This is a genomic window from Microbispora sp. NPDC088329, from assembly GCF_040685655.1.
Taxonomy (GTDB): Bacteria; Actinomycetota; Actinomycetes; order Streptosporangiales; family Streptosporangiaceae; genus Microbispora.
Window position 1 is genome coordinate 107,329 of sequence record NZ_JBFBIP010000021.1, and the last position, 22,647, is coordinate 129,975.

Annotated in this window: 12 protein-coding genes; 4 read left to right on the top strand and 8 right to left on the bottom strand. The window is 68.8% G+C overall.

Annotation, left to right across the window (positions count from 1 at the left end; translation table 11 throughout):
• The first annotated feature begins 17 nt into the window (after positions 1-17).
• Positions 18-953, top strand: a complete 936-nt coding sequence (locus AB0O28_RS31215; protein WP_363646139.1) for a hypothetical protein — start codon at positions 18-20, stop codon at positions 951-953.
• Positions 954-1,335: 382 nt separating this feature from the next.
• A complete protein-coding gene (locus AB0O28_RS31220) occupies positions 1,336-1,683 on the top strand; it encodes a hypothetical protein (RefSeq protein WP_363646140.1) in 348 nt (115 codons plus the stop codon).
• A 315-nt stretch (positions 1,684-1,998) separates the two neighbouring features.
• Here AB0O28_RS31220 and AB0O28_RS31225 read toward each other — a convergent pair whose 3' ends face one another.
• The gene (locus AB0O28_RS31225) at positions 1,999-2,715 is read right to left on the bottom strand and encodes a helix-turn-helix domain-containing protein (protein WP_363646141.1); all 717 of its coding nucleotides are present in this window, start codon (positions 2,713-2,715) and stop codon (positions 1,999-2,001) included.
• Between the two features lie 213 nt (positions 2,716-2,928).
• Here AB0O28_RS31225 and AB0O28_RS31230 point away from each other — a divergent pair, with 213 nt between their 5' ends.
• Positions 2,929-4,320, top strand: coding sequence for an MFS transporter (locus tag AB0O28_RS31230; RefSeq protein WP_363646142.1), 1,392 nt, complete (start codon positions 2,929-2,931; stop codon positions 4,318-4,320).
• A gap of 712 nt (positions 4,321-5,032) precedes the next feature.
• A complete protein-coding gene (locus AB0O28_RS31235; RefSeq protein ID WP_363646143.1) occupies positions 5,033-5,716 on the top strand; it encodes a TetR/AcrR family transcriptional regulator in 684 nt (227 codons plus the stop codon).
• A 21-nt stretch (positions 5,717-5,737) separates the two neighbouring features.
• Here AB0O28_RS31235 and AB0O28_RS31240 read toward each other — a convergent pair whose 3' ends face one another.
• From AB0O28_RS31240 to AB0O28_RS31270, 7 genes are all read right to left on the bottom strand, one after another.
• Entirely contained in the window at positions 5,738-6,559 is an 822-nt protein-coding gene (locus AB0O28_RS31240) for an alpha/beta fold hydrolase (protein WP_363646144.1), read from the bottom strand.
• A 7-nt stretch (positions 6,560-6,566) separates the two neighbouring features.
• Entirely contained in the window at positions 6,567-8,282 is a 1,716-nt protein-coding gene (locus AB0O28_RS31245; RefSeq protein ID WP_363646145.1) for an ABC transporter ATP-binding protein, read from the bottom strand.
• On the bottom strand, positions 8,279-10,039 hold the full coding sequence (locus tag AB0O28_RS31250; RefSeq protein WP_363646146.1) for an ABC transporter ATP-binding protein: 1,761 nt from the start codon (positions 10,037-10,039) through the stop codon (positions 8,279-8,281). Before AB0O28_RS31250 ends, AB0O28_RS31245 begins: the two co-directional genes overlap by 4 nt.
• Positions 10,040-10,276: 237 nt before the next feature.
• Positions 10,277-11,386, bottom strand: a complete 1,110-nt coding sequence (locus AB0O28_RS31255) for a saccharopine dehydrogenase NADP-binding domain-containing protein (RefSeq protein WP_363646147.1) — start codon at positions 11,384-11,386, stop codon at positions 10,277-10,279.
• 4 nt (positions 11,387-11,390) lie between these two features.
• Positions 11,391-16,808, bottom strand: a complete 5,418-nt coding sequence (locus tag AB0O28_RS31260) for an amino acid adenylation domain-containing protein (RefSeq protein ID WP_363646148.1) — start codon at positions 16,806-16,808, stop codon at positions 11,391-11,393.
• A gap of 67 nt (positions 16,809-16,875) precedes the next feature.
• Entirely contained in the window at positions 16,876-21,435 is a 4,560-nt protein-coding gene (locus AB0O28_RS31265; protein WP_363646149.1) for an amino acid adenylation domain-containing protein, read from the bottom strand.
• A gap of 268 nt (positions 21,436-21,703) precedes the next feature.
• Positions 21,704-22,630 (bottom strand): alpha/beta hydrolase, encoded by a 927-nt coding sequence (locus AB0O28_RS31270; RefSeq protein ID WP_363646150.1) that lies wholly within the window; start codon positions 22,628-22,630, stop codon positions 21,704-21,706.
• Between the last annotated feature and the right edge of the window lie 17 nt (positions 22,631-22,647).

A 22,647-nucleotide genomic window follows, 5' to 3' on the forward strand; every position in this document is an offset into this window, starting at 1 on the left:
GCCGGACAACGAGATTGATGGAAGTTCTGACACTGCTCATCCAGAAGACCTCGGCAAGGTCGGTGGTCGCAGGTACAGTTGGAGCAGGGCTCCTAAAGAGATGGATCGCGCTCGCCGAATGGCAGCGCGTGCCTAGGATCCGAGGCTATTACGAGTATCCCGATGGACTGACTCCTGGACTGTCAAAAGATGGTGGCATCCACCAGAACCTATACGATGACCAAGGGCGCCTCACCGACCATGGAACGTTTTTTCCGGACGACGAGAACAGGGGGGACCCGCCGCCGGTTTTTGTCAATGTTACCAATGAGTACACGTCGGATTCACAAGCAACGGATCCCTTGGAAGTCGAGGCGCTACTCGGCGCCCTGGTTCTTCTTGGCGCCATCGTTGCTCTGAAGAAGGCTGAACCCTACGTCAAGAGATGGTGGAACGATCAGGCACTTCCGACCCTGAAGTCGACGTGGAACAGACTTGCCAGAACTCGTATGGCTGACAGTCGAGCCACCACTGCCGAGTTGTCCACTTTGGCGGGACCTGCACCTGCAGATTCTTCGCGGGAAGTGCTGGGTGAACTCGAAGAGTGCAGAGCCAGCATGAGCAGCGCAGAAGCGCGGGAACGTTTTGTTGCGGCCCTGACGGCCAGGCTGTTCAGCGAAGAGCAGATTAAAATGCTATGCAATGCCCGAATCGGGGATGATGACGGTTCTTCGGAACTGAACAGCACAATGGGGATGCTCACGCCCAAGCAAATCGGGGACGGCATCGCATTGATGCTTGAGGCGAATCCGTCGTTGCTCGACGAAGCGACATTGACTGAACTCGGGAGGATTCTCGGGAGAAGCCGAGATGGCGGGTACGTGCCCTTGGGAAACGAAAAGATCAAAGAGGCGCTACGTCTGGTCGATGGGCCACCCGCCCTGCCGCGTTTCATCAGCAAGCATAGCCGCTGACCTGCAATTTCTCAGTTTCGCCTCACCCTCTGCCCCGAGCAGCGGGCCACCCATGGTTGCTCGTTGTTCGCTCGCGCATACGGGTCCTGTTCGCCGGCCGTCGGACTTCCGCCCGGGTTCATGTAGCGGCCCGCGCACGTGCTGGATCGTTTGGCCACCGATCGTGAGGCCAGGTCCAAGGAGGCGATCAAGAGAAGCCCACAACCGAACACCCCGCAGGCGTTCCTCACCCCGTTACGGCATTCTCCGGTCGCGGACCTTGAAACGCGGCGGCGTACCGCACCATGGCTCTCGCGGCGCTTGTCACGTAATCGGGAGACTATCCGGTCTTAGACGGCGAACCGGTGGCAACAGGCCGCCGGCAGATCCCGGGAAGGGCGCGATGACACTCAAACATTCAGCCCGCGTCGCCGCTGTCGCGATGACGGTGGCCGTCGCCGGCACGGCTCTCACCACGCAACCCGCCGCAGCCGCCACCACCGTCTACTACAAGCACAGCCAGGCTCAGTTCGAAAACAATCCAGGCAACGGGGCCGAGGCCTGGGTCTGGGTCTGGACCAGTGCCGGCAAAGCCGAGCTGCGCTGGGAGTACTACGACGGCAGCGGCGGCACACTTCTCACCGGGCCGGGTTCCGGGTCGACTGCGAGCCTGTCCGAGGACGTCTGGAGAATCTCTCTCTGCGAATACTGGACTGAGTGGGACTACAGCTGCTCGAACTGGAAGAGCTGATCCGGCCGGGCCGCTGAGCGCTGTCTCGAAAGAACACCTCACAACAGCAGCAGTGACAAAACAGGTCCGCCAGCGTTTCCAGCGGACCTGTCTCGCGTTTTCGTGGATCCGGGATCAGGGAACCGGGGACGACGGCCAACCCCGTACGCCGGCCAGATCGACCCGCAGGAGGTACTCCTTCGACAGGCCCGCCCGACATCTCCGTGAGTGAGTACCTGTCCAGCACTGCCCCCGCTGCTGTGCGGCGAGAGCGTCACCTACCGGAGGTGTGTCACCTCTCCCGAGGACGACCGCCGGGCGGCCGCGTCCCCGCCGCTATTCACGCCGTTCCGCGGACACCGCCTCGCGCCGCCTCGCCGACGTCGCCTGCGCGAGCAGCCCGTCGACTAAGGCCTCAAGCCCCTGGGGGTAGGTGTCCTGCGCGGCCAGCCTCGGCCATTGATCGCCAAGGGCGACAAGGCGTGGCATGCGGGACTTGTCGACACCTCTGAAGAAGGGGTTGGGGTCGATGGGCCGCTCGTCGTCCGAGGGTCGGCGAGCGGAGTGGGCACGGACGAGGATCTCGCCGACCGTGTAGTACCAGATGCTGCGGAAGACGTGGACGGCCTGTTCAGGTGTGCATCCGTGGTCGATGGCGCCGGCCACGATGGTCTCGACCATCCACAACGATCCGCCGAGACGGCCGATGAACCCGTCGGACGTGAGGACCTCCGCGGCCCACGGCCAGGCCGCGAGGGCATCGTGGATCAGGATCGAGGTCGCGATGATGCGGTCCCGCGGCTCGCTGGGCAGGTCGGGGTACGGGATCTGGTCCGCGTATTCGCTGATCAGCAGGAGCAGCAGGTCCTCTTTGTCGCGTACGTGGTGATACAAGGTCATCGTCCCGATGCCGAGCTCGGAGGCGAGCCGGCGGATGGTCAGCTTCTCCCAGCCGTTCTGATCGATGAGCCGGCGGGCCGCGGCCAGGATCTGCGCGCGGGAGGTCACCGGTGGACGGCCGGTACGGCTGTGCTGTGCATTGCTTTGGGACACCCTCCCATCATGCGGTCCCGCCACTCCCTTCTGCCAACCCGGGCGAGTTCGGCTGTCGACACGGAGCCGATCTCGGTGCTATTTTCAGTACGTGTACGAAAAACTGGCCACGAGAACAGCCCAAGGGACTGAACCACGGTGACAAACGCACAATCAGCAAGCGGACGATCGGTCATCGAACCGGCCGCACGGACAGGGCTCATCCTGGCCGCGGTGGCTGTCGTGCAGTTCATGGTGTCGGTGGACCTGTCGGTCGTAAACCTCGGACTCCCGCAGATCGCCGTCGGCCTCGGCTTCACCGGAGCGGGCCTGACCTGGGTGATCCACGCCTACGCCCTCACCTTCGGCGGCCTTCTCCTCCTGGGCGGCAAGATCGCCGACCGATACGGTCACAAGCGCATCCTGCTGCTCGGGCTCATCCTGTTCGGTCTCGCCTCCCTCGCCGGAGGCTTCTCCCAGGAAGCCGGTCACCTGGTGGCCGCCCGCGCACTGCAGGGCATCGGAGCCGCCGCACTGTCTCCGGCCGCACTGGCACTGCTGGCCGTGACCTTCCCCTCCGGCAAGGAGCGCGTCCGCGCATACGGCATCTGGAGTGCCATGAACGCCGCCGGCGGCGCTCTCGGCGTGCTGATCGGCGGCGTGCTCACCGAGTACGCGAGCTGGCGCTGGGTGATGTTCGTCAGCGTTCCCATGGCCGCCATCGCGCTGGCCCTGGCCTGGCGCGGTGTCGCCGACGCTCCGCCCCTGGCTCCCAGCGGCCGCCCGGACGTGCTGGGCGGCATCCTGGCCACGGCGGGAATGTCCCTGCTCGTGTTCGGTGTCGTCCGCACCGACCAGTACGCGTGGACCTCGACGACGACCCTCCTGACCCTGGCGGGCGCCGTCATATTGCTGGCCGCGTTCGTCTGGGTGGAGCGGACGACCACCCGCGACCCGCTGATCCGGCTCGGCCTGCTGGCCAACCGCTCGGTCTCCGGCGCCAACGCCTACAACCTCCTCCTCGGCGGCGCGATGGCGGCGTCCTTCTACTTCGCCTCCCTCTACCTCCAGCGCATCCTCGGGTACAGCCCGACGGTGGCCGGGCTCGAACTGCTGCCCTTCGCGCTCGGTGTCGGCGTCGGCGCCGTGTTCACCATCAAACTCGGCAACCGTGTCGAGCGCCGTACGCTGCTGATCGTCGGCGGGCTGATGACCGCGATCGGGTTCGCCTGGTTCGGCTTCATCAGCGCCGACGGCTCCTACCTCACCGACATCCTGGGCCCGTCGATCGTCACCAGCCTCGGATTCGGTCTCTGCCTCGGGCCGGTCGTCTCCGCCGCCACCGTCGGGGTCGCGCCTCACGAAACGGGCGCCGCTTCCGGCCTGCTCGCCAGTTCACGCCAGATCGGCGCCTCACTCGGACTGGCCGCTCTCGGCACCGCCGCCGCCGAGCGCACCGCCGGCAGGCTCACGCCCGTGGGGCTCACCGACGGATACGCGCTCGGCATGACACTCGGCGCCGCGCTCCTCATCGGCGCCGTCGTCATCGCCTTCATCGTCCTGCCAAGAGGCGCGACCGAACCCCTGCAGCAGGGCACCCGCGACCTGGTCACCGAAGCGGACTGACAAGCCGCGACAGAAAACGGGCCGTCCGACGGCACGCATCCGTGACTCGGCGACCACCCGTCCGGGAAGTGCCCGTCCCACCGGGGCGGGCACAAGCCCAGACGGCCGGAGCCCGGGACCGACATGTCCCGGGCTCCTTGGCTTCGGATACGACGTCGGACATCGTTTCCGCACGCCGCCTGCCTGTAGGGCTCGAGCGCCGGCCGGGGCAGCGCGTGTGGCACGCCTGCCGCCCGCATGGCCGGCGGCGTGCGCGGGGAATCGAGCGATGCTCAGCCGCTTATGCGGCAATCCCATCCGCCGACGCGGATCACGGCGCCGCTACCACAATATGAAGCCGCCACCGCGTGGCCGGTCCGCGGATCTACAACAGCCGAAAATTGCACGAATGCCAATGATATACCACTCAAGCCTTATCTCTGTGATATTCGTCACGCCTTAAGCAGCGGGAAATCAAGTCCGCGGTATGCGACCAGTAAATACGACGCCTGTGTCCGTCATCCACATACCCCCATTCGCGGCGCCGTGTAGACAATATATAGACGAACTCCCGGCAAACTTTGTTAGTATGGGTTTCAACGGCAAGAGAGCACTGGCACGTTGATTTTCCGCGACAATCGATCGTCGTGGCCGCAATCGCATGTTCCACCGGTCGTCTCGGAAACACTCCCGCCCCGCTCATCGGTGAACAGAAGCATCGTGGAGGATAGAGATGCCCGCAGGAGAAGCGCGCGCCAAAGCCATCGGCCGGCCGCCGCGCTTGACTCTGGAGGGAATCATCGCCGCGGCGGATCGCATTCTGCAGGCCGAAGGTTCGGCGAAACTGTCGATGCGGCGCCTGGCGAACGAGCTGGGCAGCGCGCCGATGGCGCTGTACTACCACGTGCGCGACAAGGATGAATTGCTGCTGCGCGTGCTGGAGACGAGCGCGCAGCGCATGCCCCGTCCGGAGCTTCCGGACGACCCTCGTGAGCGGCTCCTCGCAGCGGCGATCACGCTCTACGACCTGCTCGCCGAGCGCCCGTGGGTCGTCGAAGTGCTGACGGGCGACGACCTCTTCGCCCCCTCCGGCCTCTGGTTCGTCGAGGTGATGATCGGCGCCGCCGTCGACTACGGGCACAGCCACGAAGAGGCCGTCTATGTCTATCGCACGATTTGGTATTACATCGTCGGGGATCTGACCATTCGGGTGACCAGCCGACGTCGTCGTACCACGACCGGCGCTCCGGTCTATCGCGACAAGGTCATCTCCGAACTGACGAACGGCACATACCCCCAAATCGCGGTAGTCGCCGACCATTGGGCCGAACTCACCGCGCGCGATACGCATCGGCAGGGACTGACGGCGATCGTCGAGGGATTGCTGCCCGCCGTCCGGCGCGGCGACGCCGAGTAGCGCCCGCGCCGGCGAGGAGGATCAGGGCGTCGACGGCCAGGGAATCGCCAATCGACGGGACGCCGCGCGTGCCTGCGCCGTGAGAAGTTCGACGATCGAGTCGCGGTGCTCCTCCAGATAGAAATGACCGCCCTCGAAAATGCGGAACTCACACGAGTCGTCGGTGACCTCGCGCCACCCCTCTGCTTCCGCCGTAGTGATCTCAGGATCCCGATCGCCGTACATCACGGTGATCGGAGTTCGCAGGCGCGCACCGGGCAGCGGCCGATAGGTTTCGCTCAACCGGTAGTCGCTCCTGATGACGGGCAGGAACGCCTGTATGAGTGAGGCGTTGTCGAGGATATCGGGGTGCGTCGCCTCGGTGCGGCGCAATTCCTCGATCAACTCCTCGTCGCTGCCGAGATGCACCCGGCCCGGCCGGGTCAACGCCGGAGCGGGATGCCCGGACACGACCAGTCCCAACGGCGGTTCGCCCATCGCCGAAAGAAGGCGGGCGGCCTCGTAGGCGACGATGGCCCCCATGCTGTGGCCGAACAGCAGGGTCGGAAGCGGCGGCCCGTCGAGCGGCAGATCGGCCGCCAGCACGGCGGCAAGGTCGTGCATATCCGCCGGCATCGGTTCCGAATAACGATCCTCCCGGCCCGGATACTGCACGGCGATGAATTCGGCGTCCCAGGGCGCCGCCGCGGCCCACGACCGGTAATAGCTCGCGTTGCCGCCGCAGTGTGGGAACAGCAGCACCCGGGCTCGGGCATACGGCCGCGGCGCGAGCCGGCGAAACGCGCCGGCTCGCCGGTTTCGCGGCAGAGGATCGCAGGTCCGCGACAAAGGATCGATCGACATCCTCGGCTCATTCACTCGTTACCGGGGCCATGGAAATGGTCCAGAAATCGGCGTAACGGCCACCGCGGCGCAGCAACTCGTCGTGGCTGCCTTCCTCCACGATCCGGCCGCCGTCCAGGAAGACGACGCGATCGGCGCTTCGGACGGTCCGCATCCGATGGGTGACCATCACCACCGTCCGGCCCGCCATCAGGCGCTCGATGCCCTCGTGGACGGCCGCTTCGTTCAGCGGGTCCAGCGCGGAGGTGACCTCGTCCAGCAGCACGATGGGGGCGTCCTTCAGCAGTGCTCGCGCGATGGCGACGCGCTGACGCTCACCACCCGACAGCAGGGCGCCGCCCTCGCCGACGTTCGCGGCCCATCCGCCGGGCAGCCGCTCGATCACCTCGTCCAGCCGCGCCGCGGTCGCCGCCGCCCGCACCTCGGCTTCGCCGGCGTCGGGACGGCCGAGACGCACGTTCTCCTCGATCGTGCCGTCGAAGAGATACACGTCCTGGAAGACGATGGCGATCCGCTGCATCAGCACCCGCGTGCTGATCTCGCGTACGTCCACGCCCCCTATGCGCACCGCGCCCGCGTCGACGTCGAAGAAGCGGGCGAGCACCTGCAGCAGCGTGCTCTTGCCCGCGCCGGAGGGCCCGACGACGGCGAGCCGCTGTCCTTCCGGCACCGTCAACGACAGGTCGTCGAGCACGGTGCGGTCGCCGTGCCGGAAGGTGACCGAGTCGAATTCCAGGTCATGGCGTTGTGGCTGGACCGGTTCGCCGGGCTCCGGCAGCGGTTCTGTGCGCAGCACCGTGTCGAGTCTGGCCAGTTGGGCTCGGGCGGCGCGGAGTTTGCCTCCCATCTCCGACAGTGACAGCAGCGGATCGGCGCAACGGGCCGCCAGCACCAGAATCGTGAGGATCTCCGCCGCGCCGACAGTGCCGCCGAGCACGAGATAGGCGCCCAGCACCAGCAGAGCGGTGAAGGCCGCCTGCACGGTGAGCGTCATCCCCACGATGCCGGGCAGCGCCGACAGCACCGTACGGCGCGTCGCGCGCTGGACCTCCCGCAGCGAGTCGTCGAGCGACGTGAAGCGCTCGCCGGTCCGCCCGCCGACCCGCAGCACCGGCTGGGCCTGGAGATACTCGATGACCCGCCCGCTGGCTTCCTTGTCGCGTTCGTGGCGCCCGGCGTCGGTGGCGGCGATCGACCGTGCCGTCCAGGCCTGGATGACCGCCACGATGGGTGCGGCGGCCAGCGCGGCCAGCCCCAGCTGCCAGTTGAAGGCGATCATCACGGCGACGATCGTCAGGGGGGTCACCATGGCGGAGACGAACGGTCCCAGCAGATGTGCCGCGACACTCATCGCCTGCAGAAGGCCGCGGCTGGCCATGACGGACACCTCGCCGACCCGGTCGCCGCCGTACCAGCCGATGGGCAGCCTGGCCAGATGCTCGCCGAGCCGGTAGTACATGCCGCGCAACAGCGTGGTCCCGACGCGGAAACCGGACAGCTCGCTCATGTAGCGCAGCACGGCGCAGACCGCGACCGCGGCCCCGAACCCGATCAGCCACGGCACGGCGTCCTCGGGCGTGCTGCCGAACAGTGCCCGCAGCACGGGAACGAGCAGGGCGTAGGACAACCCTTCGGCGATCGCGGTCACCGTCATCAGGGCCACGGTGCGGCGCATCGCCCGCGCGTACTCGGGTCCCAGCACGCGCAGCAGCATTCGAATCATTGGGACTGCTCTCCTTGCAGTGCTCCGGCGCGGGTCTCGATCTCGTCGGCGGCCGCCGATTCATGGGATCGCCAGAACGCGGCGAACCTGCCGCCTCGTGCCAGCAGCTCGGCCGGGCCGCCGCGTTCGACGACCTCCCCGTCCTCCAGCACCACGACGGTGTCGGCGTCGGCGATCGTCTCCAGGCGATGGGCGATGACCAGGATCGTCCGATCGCCGCCCAGCGTCGCCAGGGCCCGGCGCACCGCACGTTCCGTCTGCGGGTCGGCGAAGGCGGTCGCCTCGTCCAGCACCAGAACGGGCGCGTCGGCGAGCAGCGCGCGGGCGAGCGCGATCCGCTGCGCCTCGCCACCCGACAGTTCGGCCTCGTCACCGATCACCGTGTCGTAGCCGCGCGGCAGCTCGAGGATCCGGTCGTGGATGTTCGCCAGCCGGGCGGCGCGCACCACGTCGTCGGCGCCGGCGTGGGGCACCGCCAGCGCGATGTTGTCCGTGACCGACGCGCGCAGCAGGCGGACGTCCTGGAAGACGAAGGAGACCCTCCGGTAGAGCTCCCGGCTGTCGATCTCGCGCAGATCGACGCCGCCCAGGAGGACCGAGCCGTGCGTCGGGTCGAAGAACCGCGGCAGCAGCTGGACCAGCGTGGACTTCCCGCTTCCCGACGGCCCGACGACCGCGGTGACCGTCCCCGGTTCGAGCGTCAGGGTGATCCCGCGCAGCACCTCGTGGTCGTCCTCGTAGGCGAATCGGACGTCACGCAGCTCCACCCGATGCCCCTGCGGTGCGACCGGCCTGGCGGGCTCCGGCAGCGGCCGCACCTCGAGCACTTCCTTGATCCGGCCGACCGCGCGGGCGGCGCCCCGCAGGTCGTCGAAGCCGTGACCCAGGGCCGCCACCGGAGCGGTCAGGCCGAGTCCGAGCAGCAGGAAGGGCAGCAGGTCGGCCGGGGCCATGCCGCCGGAGGTGATCAGAGCCGTGCCGCCGATCAGCACGACCAGCAGCACGAACGGCGGCGACAGCACCAGCTTCATCCCCGCGGCGATCGGAGAGAGATTGGTCACCCAGCGGAGGAAGGTGGCGACGAATTCGTCCACGGCCGTGAGGAACCTGCGGTGGGCGCGCTCGCCTCCGCCGAACGCCTTGACCACCGCGATCCCCTGCACGAACTCGACGACCGAGTTCGCGATGCCCCCCATGGCGGCGTCGAACTCCTTCTCCTCGCGTATCCGCGCCGGGGTCATCATCAGGGGGACGTGCGCCACCGCCAGGACCACCGGGATCAGCGTGATCAGGGTGAGCCGCCAGTCGACGGTGAACAGGTAGACCAGCGACACCAGCGGCACCACGAACGCGGCGACCAGCTCGCCGGGGGTGTGCGCGATGAACGGGTGGACGGCGCTGACGTCCTCCTGCACCACCTTCGCCAGCTCGCCGGTGCGGCGCCGGGAGAACCAGCCGATCGGCACGCGCCCCAGCACGAGGGCCAGTTGCCGTCGGAACGCCAGCTGCACCTTGCTGTCGACGATATGCCCGATTCCGGATGACGCGCTCGTGAACAGCAGCCGGACGAACAGCCCGATCGCACCCGCGATCACGACGAACCAGACGTGGTCGTGGTCGATTGGGCCGGGCGACAACAGGGCATGACCCAGCTCGACGACCGCCAGCAGCGGCGCCAGACCCGCGACCGCACCGATGATCTGAAAGACGACAACAGCGGCGAAACTCCATCGATGCGGACGCAGTAGCGGTTTCACGCCCTGTCCGGCCGCGGCATCGGCAGCCGATGATGACGTCGCTCGCTCCCCCTCTGCAGGGTCGATCGCGTTCATCGCCTTCCTCCGTTTCCGTACGCGTACGACTCACCGTACCGCGAACCGTCCGGTCAGCCAACGATCCGGGCGGCGCAGCCGCGGGAACGACCGCCCGGAGGCCGGTCCCCCGCGTGCGCCGCCCGTCACGGGTCCTCCGGCATCCGGGTCAGGCGAGGCCGATCAGAGCACCCCCTCCTCCTCCACGATTTCCGCTGCCAGAGGCGTCTCGGAAATGGACACGACGGTTTCCGGCAGATGCGTGCGAATCGCGTCGAGCACGACGCCGGCCGCCAGCACGTTCGCGGCCTCGTGACAGACACCGGGCGCGATACGACCACGAGCGACCTCACGCGCGGCGACGGCGCCGACGACGCCGGTGAGCGCATTGCCGTCGTTGCTCTTTATCAACGCGGTTCGCCGGACCGGGACCCGCTCCTCGGTGAGACCCTCGGCCGTGCCGGACAACACGTGGTAGGGAGCACGTCCGGACACATCGAGCGCGCTGGCCTGCACCAGGGCCGTCGCGGCGTCCTCAGGCGATTGCCGGTTGCCCGAGGCGCGGTAATGATTGAGCACGCGAAGCGCGTGCTCACCGTCGAAAGCGTTGTACCAGGCGGCCTCCTTCAGCCCGAGGCGCTCCGCCTGCTGAACCAGTTCGGCGCTCAAATAGGGATAAGCGGTGACCGGCCGGAGAATTCCGGGGACCGAAGAGTCCTGCTCGACGCTGAGCGCACCGGGAATCACCCTGCCGTCGCGCCATTTGGCGAGCGCCGTGCCATATCCGCGATCCATGCTGAGCAGATAATCCATGGCGCCGGTGTGCGTGAATCTGTCGAGACTGCCGTAGTACCCCACGAAGCATGCCTCGTCGAGTCCCGCGGTGAGCATCTGCGGCAGCAGCCCGGACAGGCCCGGCAACACGCCGGCGGACAGCACCATCACGCGGTCTTCCGGCGGCGCGAACGTTCCCAGGGAACCGTCCATGACGTCGACGTAGTGCGCGCCCGCCGCGACCACCGCCCTTCTGGGCAGCGTGCCCAGTTCGTACGCGGGTCCGGCGCAGTTCAGCACCACGTCGCAGTCCGCGCTGAACCGGGCGATGCTCTCCGCGTCGGTGGCGTCCACCGCCGCGGCCGTCGCATCGGCGAGGCCGTCCGCGAACGCCGCGCCGCGGTCGGCCGACCGGCCGCCGATTCTGAGCCGGAATCCGTCGGCGGCGAGACATCGGGCGGCGACGGACCCCACCGCGCCGTACCCGCCGATGATTCCGATCACCTGTGCCGCGCCCATCGGCTCAGTCACCCGCCAGCAGGACGTCCGCCGTCACACCGACGTTGGACGGTCCCATACAGGTGAAGTGGTCGCCCGGCACGTCCACGATCCGCAGTCCTCCGACGCACACCTGCTGCCAGTACTCGGTCATGTCGGCCTGCATGCCGGGGAAGATCTGCGCGTCGCCGGTCTGGCGGACGAACGTCGCCTGCTTCTCGTACTGCGTCGGCATGTGCGTCGCCACCGTGATCAGGCTGTGCTTGATGATCCGCAGGAACCGCGCCATCCAGTCCACCGAGCCCAGCTCGTCGTCGCTCGCCGGCATCCTCTCGCCGATGGCGCGCAGCCGGTCCTCCTGCGACCGCTCCGCCAGCTTCTGGAAGTAGCGCTGCGCCTGCGCGCCGGCCTCGCTCAACGCCGACGCCGGTTCCTCGATTAGACCCCCCTGCGGGAGCACCTTGTCGTGCCGGGTCAGGACCGCCTGGATGAGGTCCCGGATGCCGAGCTCGTCGGGCGGATAACCGAGATCCACCGGATCGACCTGCACCAGCCGGGCGCACAGATACTCGGCCATCAGGTCGTCCTCGACGAGGTACGGCACTCGATAGCTGCTGATCGCGGTCAGACCGGTCACCTCGACACCGGCCTTCGTGAGCCGGTTGGCGAGCTCGGGCGCCAGCAGTCCTCCCATGCAGTAGCCGACCAGGTGCACCCGATCGACTCCCGCCGCGAGCAGTGCCTCCGTATGACGGTTCGCCAGCTCGTCCACCTGAGTGCGGGGGTCTCCGGACAGGAACAGCCCCGGGTCGTCGATGACGAGCCCCAGCATCGGCACGCGATCGGACAGTTCCCGGATCAGCGCGCGATAGGGAATCAGCGTGCCCGTCCCGTCATGGATCAGGACCCTGGTCGGCTCGCCGGTGTCCACGGTGTTGATCCGTACGACCGAGGTCGCCGAACGGGCTTCGGCGCCGTCCGCCCCGAGCTGGGCGGCCAGCGCGGCGATGGTGGGCCGGTTCATCACCAGCCGCAGCACATCGTCCCAGTCCATCTCCGCGGCCTGCGGGAGGTTCTCGCGCAGCCGGGTGACCAGCCGCGCCACCAGGAGGGAGTCCCCTCCGAGGTCGAAGAAGCTCGCCTCGCGGGCGATGAACTCGACCGGAAGCACCTCGGACCACAGTGCCGCGATGGCCTGTTCGAGGCCCGGGCGCGGCGCCTCGCCGGTGGCCTCGTTCCGGCCGCCCCCGTGTCCCGACCCCGCCCACGCGTCGAGCCTGGCCCTGTCCACCTTCCCGTTGCCGGTCAGCGGGATACGGTCCACGATCTGGAACTCGGCCGGGATCATGTAGGACGGCAGCCGTTCGGCCAGATGGCCGATGAGCTGCTCCTGGCGCACGTCGGCGCGCTCGGACTTGAATCGCACGGCGAACGTCTGCGGGCCGATCCCGGAAATCGCGGCGTCCGCTTCGGGGAGGCAGAACGCCACCTCTCCACCGGCTTCACCCAGCAGATGCAGCCACCGGTCCCGCGCCAGGAAGACGCGCTCGTCTTCTCTCCGCTCGTCCTCGAATCCGGTCAGCCCGGACTTGTACTCCATCGAGGTCATGATGCTGTAGACCTCGCGCGTGGCCTCGATGAAGACCAGCCAGCCGCCCGGCGCGAGCATCTCCCGGATCTGGTCGAGAGCCTTGCCGACGTGCTTCGCGTTGTGCATCACGTTGGACAGGAGGATGACGTCGAACGAGTTCGGCGCCATCCCCTGGGCGCGATAATCGCGGTTCAGGTCGAACAATCCGTATCGCACCCAGTCGACGTCGTGGAAATGTTCCTTGGCGGCGTTGAGGAAGAAGTGCGAGAGGTCGGTGAACAGGTAGTCGACGTTCAGATCGGCCAGGGCGGGGATCAGCACGGTGCTGGTTCCGCCGACGCCCGCACCGATCTCCAGCAGCCGCAGCGGCCCCGGCCCGGTGTGCGCGCGGGCGATGTCCTGCACCGCCGAGATGACCACCTCGTTGTTGTAACGGCTGATCAGGTTGTCGCGGTACGTCGCTTCCGCCGGCCCGAACTTCCCCTCGGGGAACAGCAGCGACAGCGCGTTGACGTCGTCGCGGAGCAACGGCACCAGGTTGTCCTCGGACACGCGCAGGTAGCGGATGAACTCGCTTCCCCACTTCGTGAGCTCGGCCAGCTCGTCGATGCGGCGCAGCTTCTCCCGATGAGCCGCCGGATCGACCGGGAGTTCGCCCTTGTACGTGCCGGCGAGCGCGTCCCGGACGATCTTCCCCTCGTCGGAGAGCGCGTTCAGCCAGCGCTGCACGAGGTGGTGGTTCTCCGGGGCCACCGAGATGGCTTCGTTGATCTCCTCGGTGGTGTGCACCGCTTCCGGCGTCACGAAGAATCCGGCCTCGGTGAGCATCTCGGCCATGGCGTCGAGCGCGACGCTGTCCAGCAGGCCGATCAGTTCGACGATGTGCTCGTCCTCGATGCCGCGCACGAGCTCGGCGCCTGCGTCGATCGCCCTGCGCCGCAGGCCGTCCGGCAGCGCGCGGGGTTCGGTCCTGGTGGGCTCGGCGAAGGCGACCAGACGGCGCGCGGGGCCCTCACCGTGAACGGCCACCGCGGCGAGATCGACGTCCGGGCACGTCTGCAGTGCGGCCTCGATCTCCGCGAGCTCGATGCGGTGGCCGTTGAGCTTCACCTGCCGGTCGACGCGGCCGAGGAACTCGATCACCCCGTCAGGGTGACGGCGGCCGAGGTCACCGGTCCGGTAGAGCGGCGCGCCGGTCACCGGGTGCCGCACGAACCGCTCGCTCGTCCGCTCCGGATCGCCCAGATATCCCTGAGCCAGCCCCACGCCGCCGATGTACAGCTCGCCGGTCACGTGCGCCGGGCATTCCCGCATCAGCGAGTCGAGCACGTGGAAGGTCTGGTTGGCCAGCGGCTTTCCGTACGGGATGCTGGGCGCGTTACGGTCGACGACCTCGATGGGGTGATAGATCGACCAGATCGAGACCTCGGTCGCCCCGCCGAGGCTTATCACCTCGAGGCCCGGGATCCTGGCCCGGATGGCGTCCGGCAGCGTGACGGGGATCCAGTCGCCGGAGAGCATCGCCAGCCTCAGGCGGGAGACGTCGACGGCGGTGTCGTGCCGGAGGTATTCCTCCAGCATCTGCATCTGCGCCGGCACCGAGTTCCAGACCGTGACACCGTTGGCGGCCAGTTGCGCCGCCCAGTGCGACGGGTCGCTCCGCAGCGCGTCGTCGGGCAGCACGAGCGCGCCGCCGACGGACAGCGGGCCGAAGATGTCGTAGACGGACAGGTCGAACCCCAGCTGAGCCAGGCCGAACACACGGTCGTCCTCGGTCACCGAGAATCGCGCGTTGATGTCGTCGATCGTGTTCCGCGCCGCGGCGTGGCCGATCATGACACCCTTGGGAGTGCCGGTGGAGCCCGAGGTGTAGATGACGTACGCGAGGTCGTCCGGCGCCGGCCGGTGCGCCGCCGGCCCCGGCCGCGGCGCCAGCGAGTCGACCTCGACCGGCCGGACGGCGGCGGGCAGATCGAGCGAGTCGCGCAGCTCGGCCAGCGTGAGCACGTGGCCGATCCCGGCGTCCGTGATGATCGAGTTGCGCCGCAGCGCGGGTTGCGTCGTGTCGATCGGCACGTACACACCGCCGGCCAGCAGCGTGCCGAGCACCGAGACCACCTGCGCCGATCCCTTCGGCACGACGATGCCGACGCGGTCACCCGGCGCGCATCCCCCCTCGGCGAGGGCCGCGGCGACCGCCCCCGCCCTGGCCATGAGCTCGGCGTAGGTCAGTGTCTCCGAAGAAGTGATCACGGCGGCCCGGTCCGGAGTCCGTTCCGCCTGCGCGACCACGCCCGCGTGCAGGGGCTCGAGCGATCGCGGCGCGGCCGTGTCGTTCACCGCCGCGATGACGTCCCGTTGCGCGGCCGGCAGCTCCACGGGGTCCGCCGCGGACCACACCGCGGGATCGTCGACCAGCCGGTTCACCAGATCGGCGAACGCGGCGAACATGTCCTCGGTCACGCCTTCGGGAAGCACACCCTCGCGCACGTCCCAGTTGGCCAGCAGGCCGTCGGCGTCGCTCGAGATCTGGCAGTCGATCCAGACCTGGGGCGTCTGGGTGATGCTGTAGACGATCTCCGCGTCGGCCAGCAGCGCGTTCGCGGTTTCCGCGTTCGTGCCGCCGATCGTGCTGGTGAACGTGACCGGCATCAACGCCTCGGCCCGGCTCCGGCGCCTGGCCAGCTCACGCATCACCTCCACTCCCGAGCAGAGCCGGTGGTCCAGGTCGTCCCACAACCGCATCTGCCCGCGGTTGACCCGCTCCGCGAAGCTCTCGCCCTCGGTGAGGTCCACGGCGAACAGGCTGGTCGAGCTGAAGTCACCGATGATCGGGGCGACGTCCGCGTGCAGGGGAAGCCGGTTTTCCTGGGTGAGAGCCAGGGTGAAGCGCGGACTGTGACTCCATCGTCCGATCGTCTCCGCGAAGGCCTGCAGCAACGCGCTCGACGCGCTGACACCCGCCGCGCCGGCGCGCTCGTTGAGCACAGTCCACTGCGCGGCGGACAAGCGCAGCTCGTGCCGGTGGAACTTCGGCGGCGCGTCGCGCGCGTCGTCGCGCAACGGCAGGACCGGGGCCGGCGGCAGCGCGTCGATACGATCGAACCAATAATCACGGTCGCGCTTGTAACGCGTGCCCTCCACGACCCCGCGCGCGCCGAGGACATAGTCGCGGAACGTGATCTCCGGCGCGGGGGGCAGCGGCTTTCCGGCACACAGGGTGCCGAACTCGCCGAGCAGCATCTGCATGCTGCGGTAGTCGCAGAGAAGCAGGTCGAAGGCGATGTGCAGAATCAGCCGCTCGTCCGTCTCCGTCGTCCGCAGGTCGAACAGGGGCCACTGGTCGGTGCGCCGCACCTGGTGCGACATGGCCTCTCTGGTCGCCTCCAGCATGCCCGGGTCTTCGCGCCTGACCTGATAGTGCGGCACTTCCGGCAGGACACGCTGATACCCGTCCGCGGAGATCACCGCGCGAAGCATGTCGTGCCGGCCGACCAGCTGATTCCACGCCTGCTCGATGTTGTCCGCGTACGACAACGGAAGCGCGAGCTCCATATAGCCGTGGCAGGCGACTCCGCCGTAGTCGAACGCGTTGCTCCGGCCGACCAGGTACGCCGACTGCACATCGGTGAGCGGGAACGGCTCGAACCGGGCAGCGGGATCGGGGACGATTCCGGGGCCGTACTCCTGCTTGCGCAACAGGTCGAGCACGGCGCCCTTGTTCGTACGCAGCCAGGTCAGCCGTTCCGGCGTCAAGACTCCCTTGGGCGCGCGATAACGAAGCTGCCCGTCCTGTTCGTAAAGCACACAGCCCTCGGCGGCGAGGCCGGCAAGCATCTCGGCTATGTCCACGACTTCTCCCTTTGCTTGATTAAGAGGCGGATCGAGTAGCCAGGTGGAGCGAAATGCAGCTAGCCGTTCACAACGCGCCTTCTTCGAATCCCTCGCCGCCGTCCAAGCCGCCGCTCGCGGCACCGAGCCCGTCGAGCAGCAGGCCCAGCCCGGCGACGGTCGGCGTCCGCATGACCTCGCGCATGGGCAGCTCGACACCCAGCGCCCCGCGCACCTCGGCGACGAAGCGCGTCGCGAGCAGGCTGTCACCGCCGAGCCGGAAGAAGTTCTCGTCCCGGCCCACCGAGTCCAGCCCGAGCAGCTTCATCCACCGCTCGGCGACGAACATCTCGCTCGCGCCCTGCGGCGGATCGCCCACGTCACGCGGCCGGTCGACGGACTGCTCGAGAAGGCTCTGTATCCGCCGCCTGTCGACCTTGCCGTTGGCGCTGAGCGGCAGCGCGGGCAGCACGGCGACGTGGGCGGGAACCATGTGCTCGGGCAGCCGGTCCGCCGCCCACCCGCGCAGCTCGGCCACGTCGACGCCGGTCGTCTCCGGCCGGTCCGCCGACAGCAGGATCTCGCCGGTGGCCTCGGTGCGCAGCACCCGCACGTCGCGCAGCCCGGCCTCGGCGCAGGCGCGCGTCCAGCGCTCCGGGCCGTACAACCAGGCGGAGCCCGGCCCGCTCTGGTCGAACCTCCCCGCTCGCGCCTCCAGCGGCAGCGCGCTCACCAGCGCGAGGGGCGCAGGGTACGCGCGTTCGAGCAGGTAGAGGCGGCCACCCGGCGCGAGCAGCAATGCCATGGTGGCCACGGCCACCTCCGGATCGGTCATCCGGCTCAGGACGTTGTTCGCCACGACGGCGTCGAACGCGTGGACGTGCTGCCCGCCGATGGCGGCGGCGCCCTGCACCGCGATGTGGGTGCGATGCCCACGCTCGCGCAGCAGTGTCTCGGCTTTGGCCAGTGCCGGTTTCGACGAGCCGAGCAGGGTGTAGTCGATCGCGTCTCCGGGGAGTTCCGCGAGCAACCGCGCGCTGCCGCGGCCGCTGATCACATCCCATTCGGCGACGGCCGGCGGCGCGGCGTCGCCGGTGCGCGTCCGCAGGTCCCCGGCCACGGCCCTGAGGCAGTCGGCCGTCGTCGGCATCAGATCGCCGAGAGCCTCCGGAGCCAGCACCGGATCGTCCAGCAGCGCGGTGGCGTCCGCCTCGCCGGACATGACGGCCCTGAGGAGTGGCCCGGCCCACTCCAATGCGGTCGCGACGGTCTCGAAGGGCGTCCCGCGGGTGGACGCGCGAACCTGCGTGATCCACGCCGGGTTCGTGACCTCGTCCCATCGGGGGCCGCGCCGATAGGTCGCGCCGGGTGTCAGCACGGAGCGTCGTACGAGGTATTCGAGCCAGATGTCCACCACCGGACTCTGTTCGGCGCAGACCGGCGGGTGTCCGCCGGGCCCGGTCAGCGGCGCGAGGACGTCGGCCAGCAGGATCTCCACCAGCCGGTGCTCGATCAGATGCGGATCTGACGCGTCCTCGGTCTCGGTCGCGGGCGGCAGGAACCGATTCCAGGGGCGCCCTCCCCCGGCGACGGGCTCCGCGTCCTCCCGCACCCGGTCCGGCGCCGCCGAGCGCTCGACCACGGCGGCGACCACCTCCCGGCGGCCTTCGGTGACCGCGACGGCCACGGCCTGGGCGACCGCTGGATGCGCCTGCAGGCAGGCCTCGATCTCCCCCAGCTCCACCCGGAAACCGTTGATCTTCACCTGGTGATCGAGGCGCCCGAGGAACTCCAGATTGCCGTCGGGCCAGTAACGGCCGAGATCGCCGGTGCGGTACCAGCGCTCGCCGTCGTGCTCGGGGAAGCGCGCCGCGGTCAGCTCGGGATCGCCCCGATAGCCGAGAGCGACACCGGCGCCGCCGATCCAGAGCTCGCCGGGCACCCAGTCCGGGCAGTCCCTGCCGCGGCCGTCCACCACCCGGAACTTCTGGTTCCGCAGCGGTTTCCCGTACGGGATCGACCGCCAGCCCGCGGGGACCTCGGTGACCTCGAAGGAGTTCGACCAGATCGCGGCCTCGGTGGCGCCGCCGAGTGAGATGAACCGGCACCAGCCGCTCGTCGCGCGAGCCAGTCGTCCGGGCAGGTCGAGCCCGATCCAGTCGCCGGACAGCAGGGCCAGGCGGAGCGTGCCGGGAAGCGGGGCGCCGTCGGCCGCGGTGAGCAGCATGTCGAGCAGGGCAGGGACGGTGTTCCAGACGGTCACCGAATGCCGCCGGCACAGTGTCAGCCACTCGCCGGCGTCGCGCCGGCCGGACTCAGGCACGAGGACGGCGGCGCCGCCCACCGCGAGGAATCCGAAGATGTCCCACACCGACAGGTCGAAGTCCAGCGCGGACACCGCCAGCACCCGGTCCCCGGGCCCGATGCCGAACCGTTCGTTGATGTCCTCGACGGTGTTGACCGCGGCGCGATGGCTGAGCTCGACTCCCTTCGGCAGGCCCGTCGAGCCCGATGTGAAGATCACGTACGCGGGATCGCCGGGGTCGGCGGGCACCGGGGCGCTCAGCGGCCGCGAGAGCATCGCCGCGTCGATCGAAAGTACGTCGACATCGGCGTCGGCCGATTCCAGGAGGCCGGCGCCGTCGAGGATGAATTCGGCGCCGCTGAGCTCGAGGATGCGGGCACGGCGCTCGGCCGGCTGGTCCACGCCGATCGGCACGTACGCGGCGCCCGCGGCGAGGACTCCGAGCACGGCGGCGATCTGCTGCGGGCCCTTCGGGGCGACCACGGCGACGTACGAGCCGCGGCCCGCACCGCGCCGCGCCAACGCGCCGGCGATGCCCAGGGCGTGCCGCGCCAGCTCGTCGTGGGTCATCACCTCGCCGTCGCCCCACAGCAGGGCGGGCTGCCCGGCCCGGTCGCCGGCGCGCTCGAAGAACGCCGAGTGCAGAAGGTCGCCGGTCAGCGCGCGGGTCTCCGAATTGACCTCCGCGCGCCGCTCCCGCTGCGCGGCGGGCAGCGGTATCTCCGGCGACGCGGCCTCCCAGTCGCCGGCCAGCAGACCGCGGACCAGCGCCTCGTAGGCCGACATCATCGCGTCGAGCATGCCGTCGGGGAAGAGCTCGTCGACGGCGTCCCAGACGAGCCGCACACCGCCGTCGCGAGTGCGGTAGATCTGGTGGTCGAGCCAGATCTGCGGGGTCTGGGAGATCATCCACGCCGCGTCGCCGAAGCGGGCCGCGAACTCGTCCGGGATCAGCGGCGCCGACAGATCGAGGGAGAACACGACCGGCGCCGTGCGGGGCGCGTCCAGGTCGGTGCGGGCGAGGTCGCGCAGCACGTCGACACCGGTGTAGGCGGCATGCCCGATGTCCTCGTGCATCTGCCGCTGCACGGTGCGGGCGCGGTCCGTGAAGCTGTCACCGGACAGCTTCACCTCAAGCAGCAGCAGCCCCGTGAAGTCGCCGATGAGCCGGCCGATCTCGGGATGTGCGTCGAGGTCGCGGTCGAACAGCGGCAGGTTGAGCAGGAAGTGCTCGTCCCCGCTCCACCGGCTCAGGACCTGGGCGTACGCCGTCGCCAGCACCGCCGCGGGCGTGAGCCCCGCCTCGCCCGCCCGCCGTTCCATGAGGAGCCACTCGTCCGCCGTCAGCCCGAAGGCCCGGCGGACGAATCGTGGTACGGCCACCGCTTCGGGCTCGGTCGCCAGGGGCAGCCTCGGTCCCCCGGGCAGCGACGGCAATCGGTCCTGCCAGTACGCGCGTGCCCGCTCGGCCTCCGTACGGCGGACCTCGGCCTGATCCGCGAGATACCGGCCGAAGGTGTAGGTGATCGCGTCGAGACCGTCGGGGTCGTCGTACAGGACGGCCAGTTCGGTGAGCAGCAGTCGGAAGCTCGCGAGGTCCGCGGCCAGGAGGTCGACGTTGAAGTGGAGCCGATCCACCCCGCCGGGGAGCCGGGTCAGCTGGATGTCGATGACTTCACCCTGGTCGACGCGCAGGACGCGGTGCGACAGCCGGTCACGGAGCTCCAGCGCCGCCGCCGACGCCTCGTCGTCCGTGCGGTCGCGGAAATCGTGGACGGTCAGACCTCGCCACGGGGATTGCGGCAGCACGTGATGGACCGCGTCGTCGCCGAACCGCACCCGCAGCATGGGGTGACGCTCGATCAGAGCGCGGACGGCCCGCTCGAGACGGTGCGCTTCCACCTCCGCCCCGTCGAATTCCAGGTAGTTGTGACAGCCGACGCCGCCGAGCGCCTGGTGGTCGGCACGGCCGAACAGATACGCCTGCTGCACCGGCGTGAGCGGAAAGGTCAGATCGGATCCGTCGCCGTGCTCCACCTCGGAGGCGCGGGGCTGCGGCATCGGTGCGGCGCCGGGGGTGAGCAGTTCGAACCATGCCGACAGCCGCGGATCGTCGGCCAGCTGCGCGAACGTGACCTCGGCGCCCGAACGGTTGAGCCGGTTCGCCAGGCGCATCAGCTCGAGCGACTGCAAGCCGAGTTCGAAGACGTTGCTGTCGTCGTCCTCCGGGGTCAGCTCGATGCCCAGCAGGTCGGAGACCGCGCGGCGCAGAGCGTCCCGGTCCGTGCCGGCATCGGTGGCGACGTGGGCCGCCGCGCCGCGGTCGATGTTCTCCGTCAACATATCCAAGCTCCCTTGCGCGCGATCCACTTCGCAGCGGCATTAATTCGAAACCATGGCCGGCGTGCAGGGAATTCGCCTTATATTTCCGGCCGACCGGGATGCGAGGTTGGTTTCCAAGAAACTGGACATCAGCGCCACGCGGTGCCGATCCCGACTCTAACAGCCGGGTCCCGCACCGACAATACAAGATTGACCCGGCCAAAGAGTATGTGAATAATGCAGACGGCCACCTGAGGAACGCACATCCCGATATCGCCGGACCGCACCGCTATCGCGAGCGGCCGGTCAACCGAACCAGGGAATCGCCCAGCAGCGTTTCCGGGTCGCCCAGGTCGTAAGGCAGATCGAAATGGTTGCGAATCGGCACGACGAAATCCGTCACCTGGCCGCCGAGAGCACGGACGGCGGTCACGAACTCCGTCTGCTGCCTGCCGAACTCGTCGGTCTCGTTTTCCCCGCGCGCGACGACCAGCGGCGGCAGAGCGGCCCGTAAATTATGGAGGGGGCTGCACGCACGGGCGGTGCCGGCGTCCAGCCCCAGCGCTTCGTTCACATATGTTTCGCGGACCGGTTCGAGGTCGTAAACACCGCTCACCAGTATCGCGCCGGCGACCGCCTCGGACGGCCGCGCGCCGCACCGCTCCCAGCCGGATTCGTCCAGCAGCGACATGGCGACGAGATGCGCGCCCGCGGAATGGCCGCTCACGACGATCGGCCCGGGAGCGCCGGGCAGCCGATCGGCGCTCCGGCATATCCACCGGATCCCGTCCGCGACCATGGCGATGATCTCCGGCAGTTCGTACGCCGGCGCCAGACCATAGCCGAGCACCGCGACGGAGATTCCCCGCGCGACCAGGTCGGGCGCCATGAAAGCCGACTCGTGCCGACTCATCTCCTGCCAGTATCCGCCGTGGACGAACACCAGCATCGGGGCGCCCGCCCGGCCCGCGGGATAGAAGTCGGCCAGTTGCTCGGGCCGGGGGCCGTAGCGCACCCCGAGTCGCGCGTCCGGAAGTCGCCTCGCCGCCGCGCTCCGCGCCGCGTATCCCCTCAGATAAACGTCGATGTCCGCGACGCACGAACTCGGCGAATACTGGATGTCCAGGGATCGTCGGTCGTAGGAGAGATACATCGCGACATCGCTTTCCGCGTGACATGTTCGAAGTCTTCGTTGTATGCCGGGAGCCCGGGACATGGGAAAGCCGGACTCCC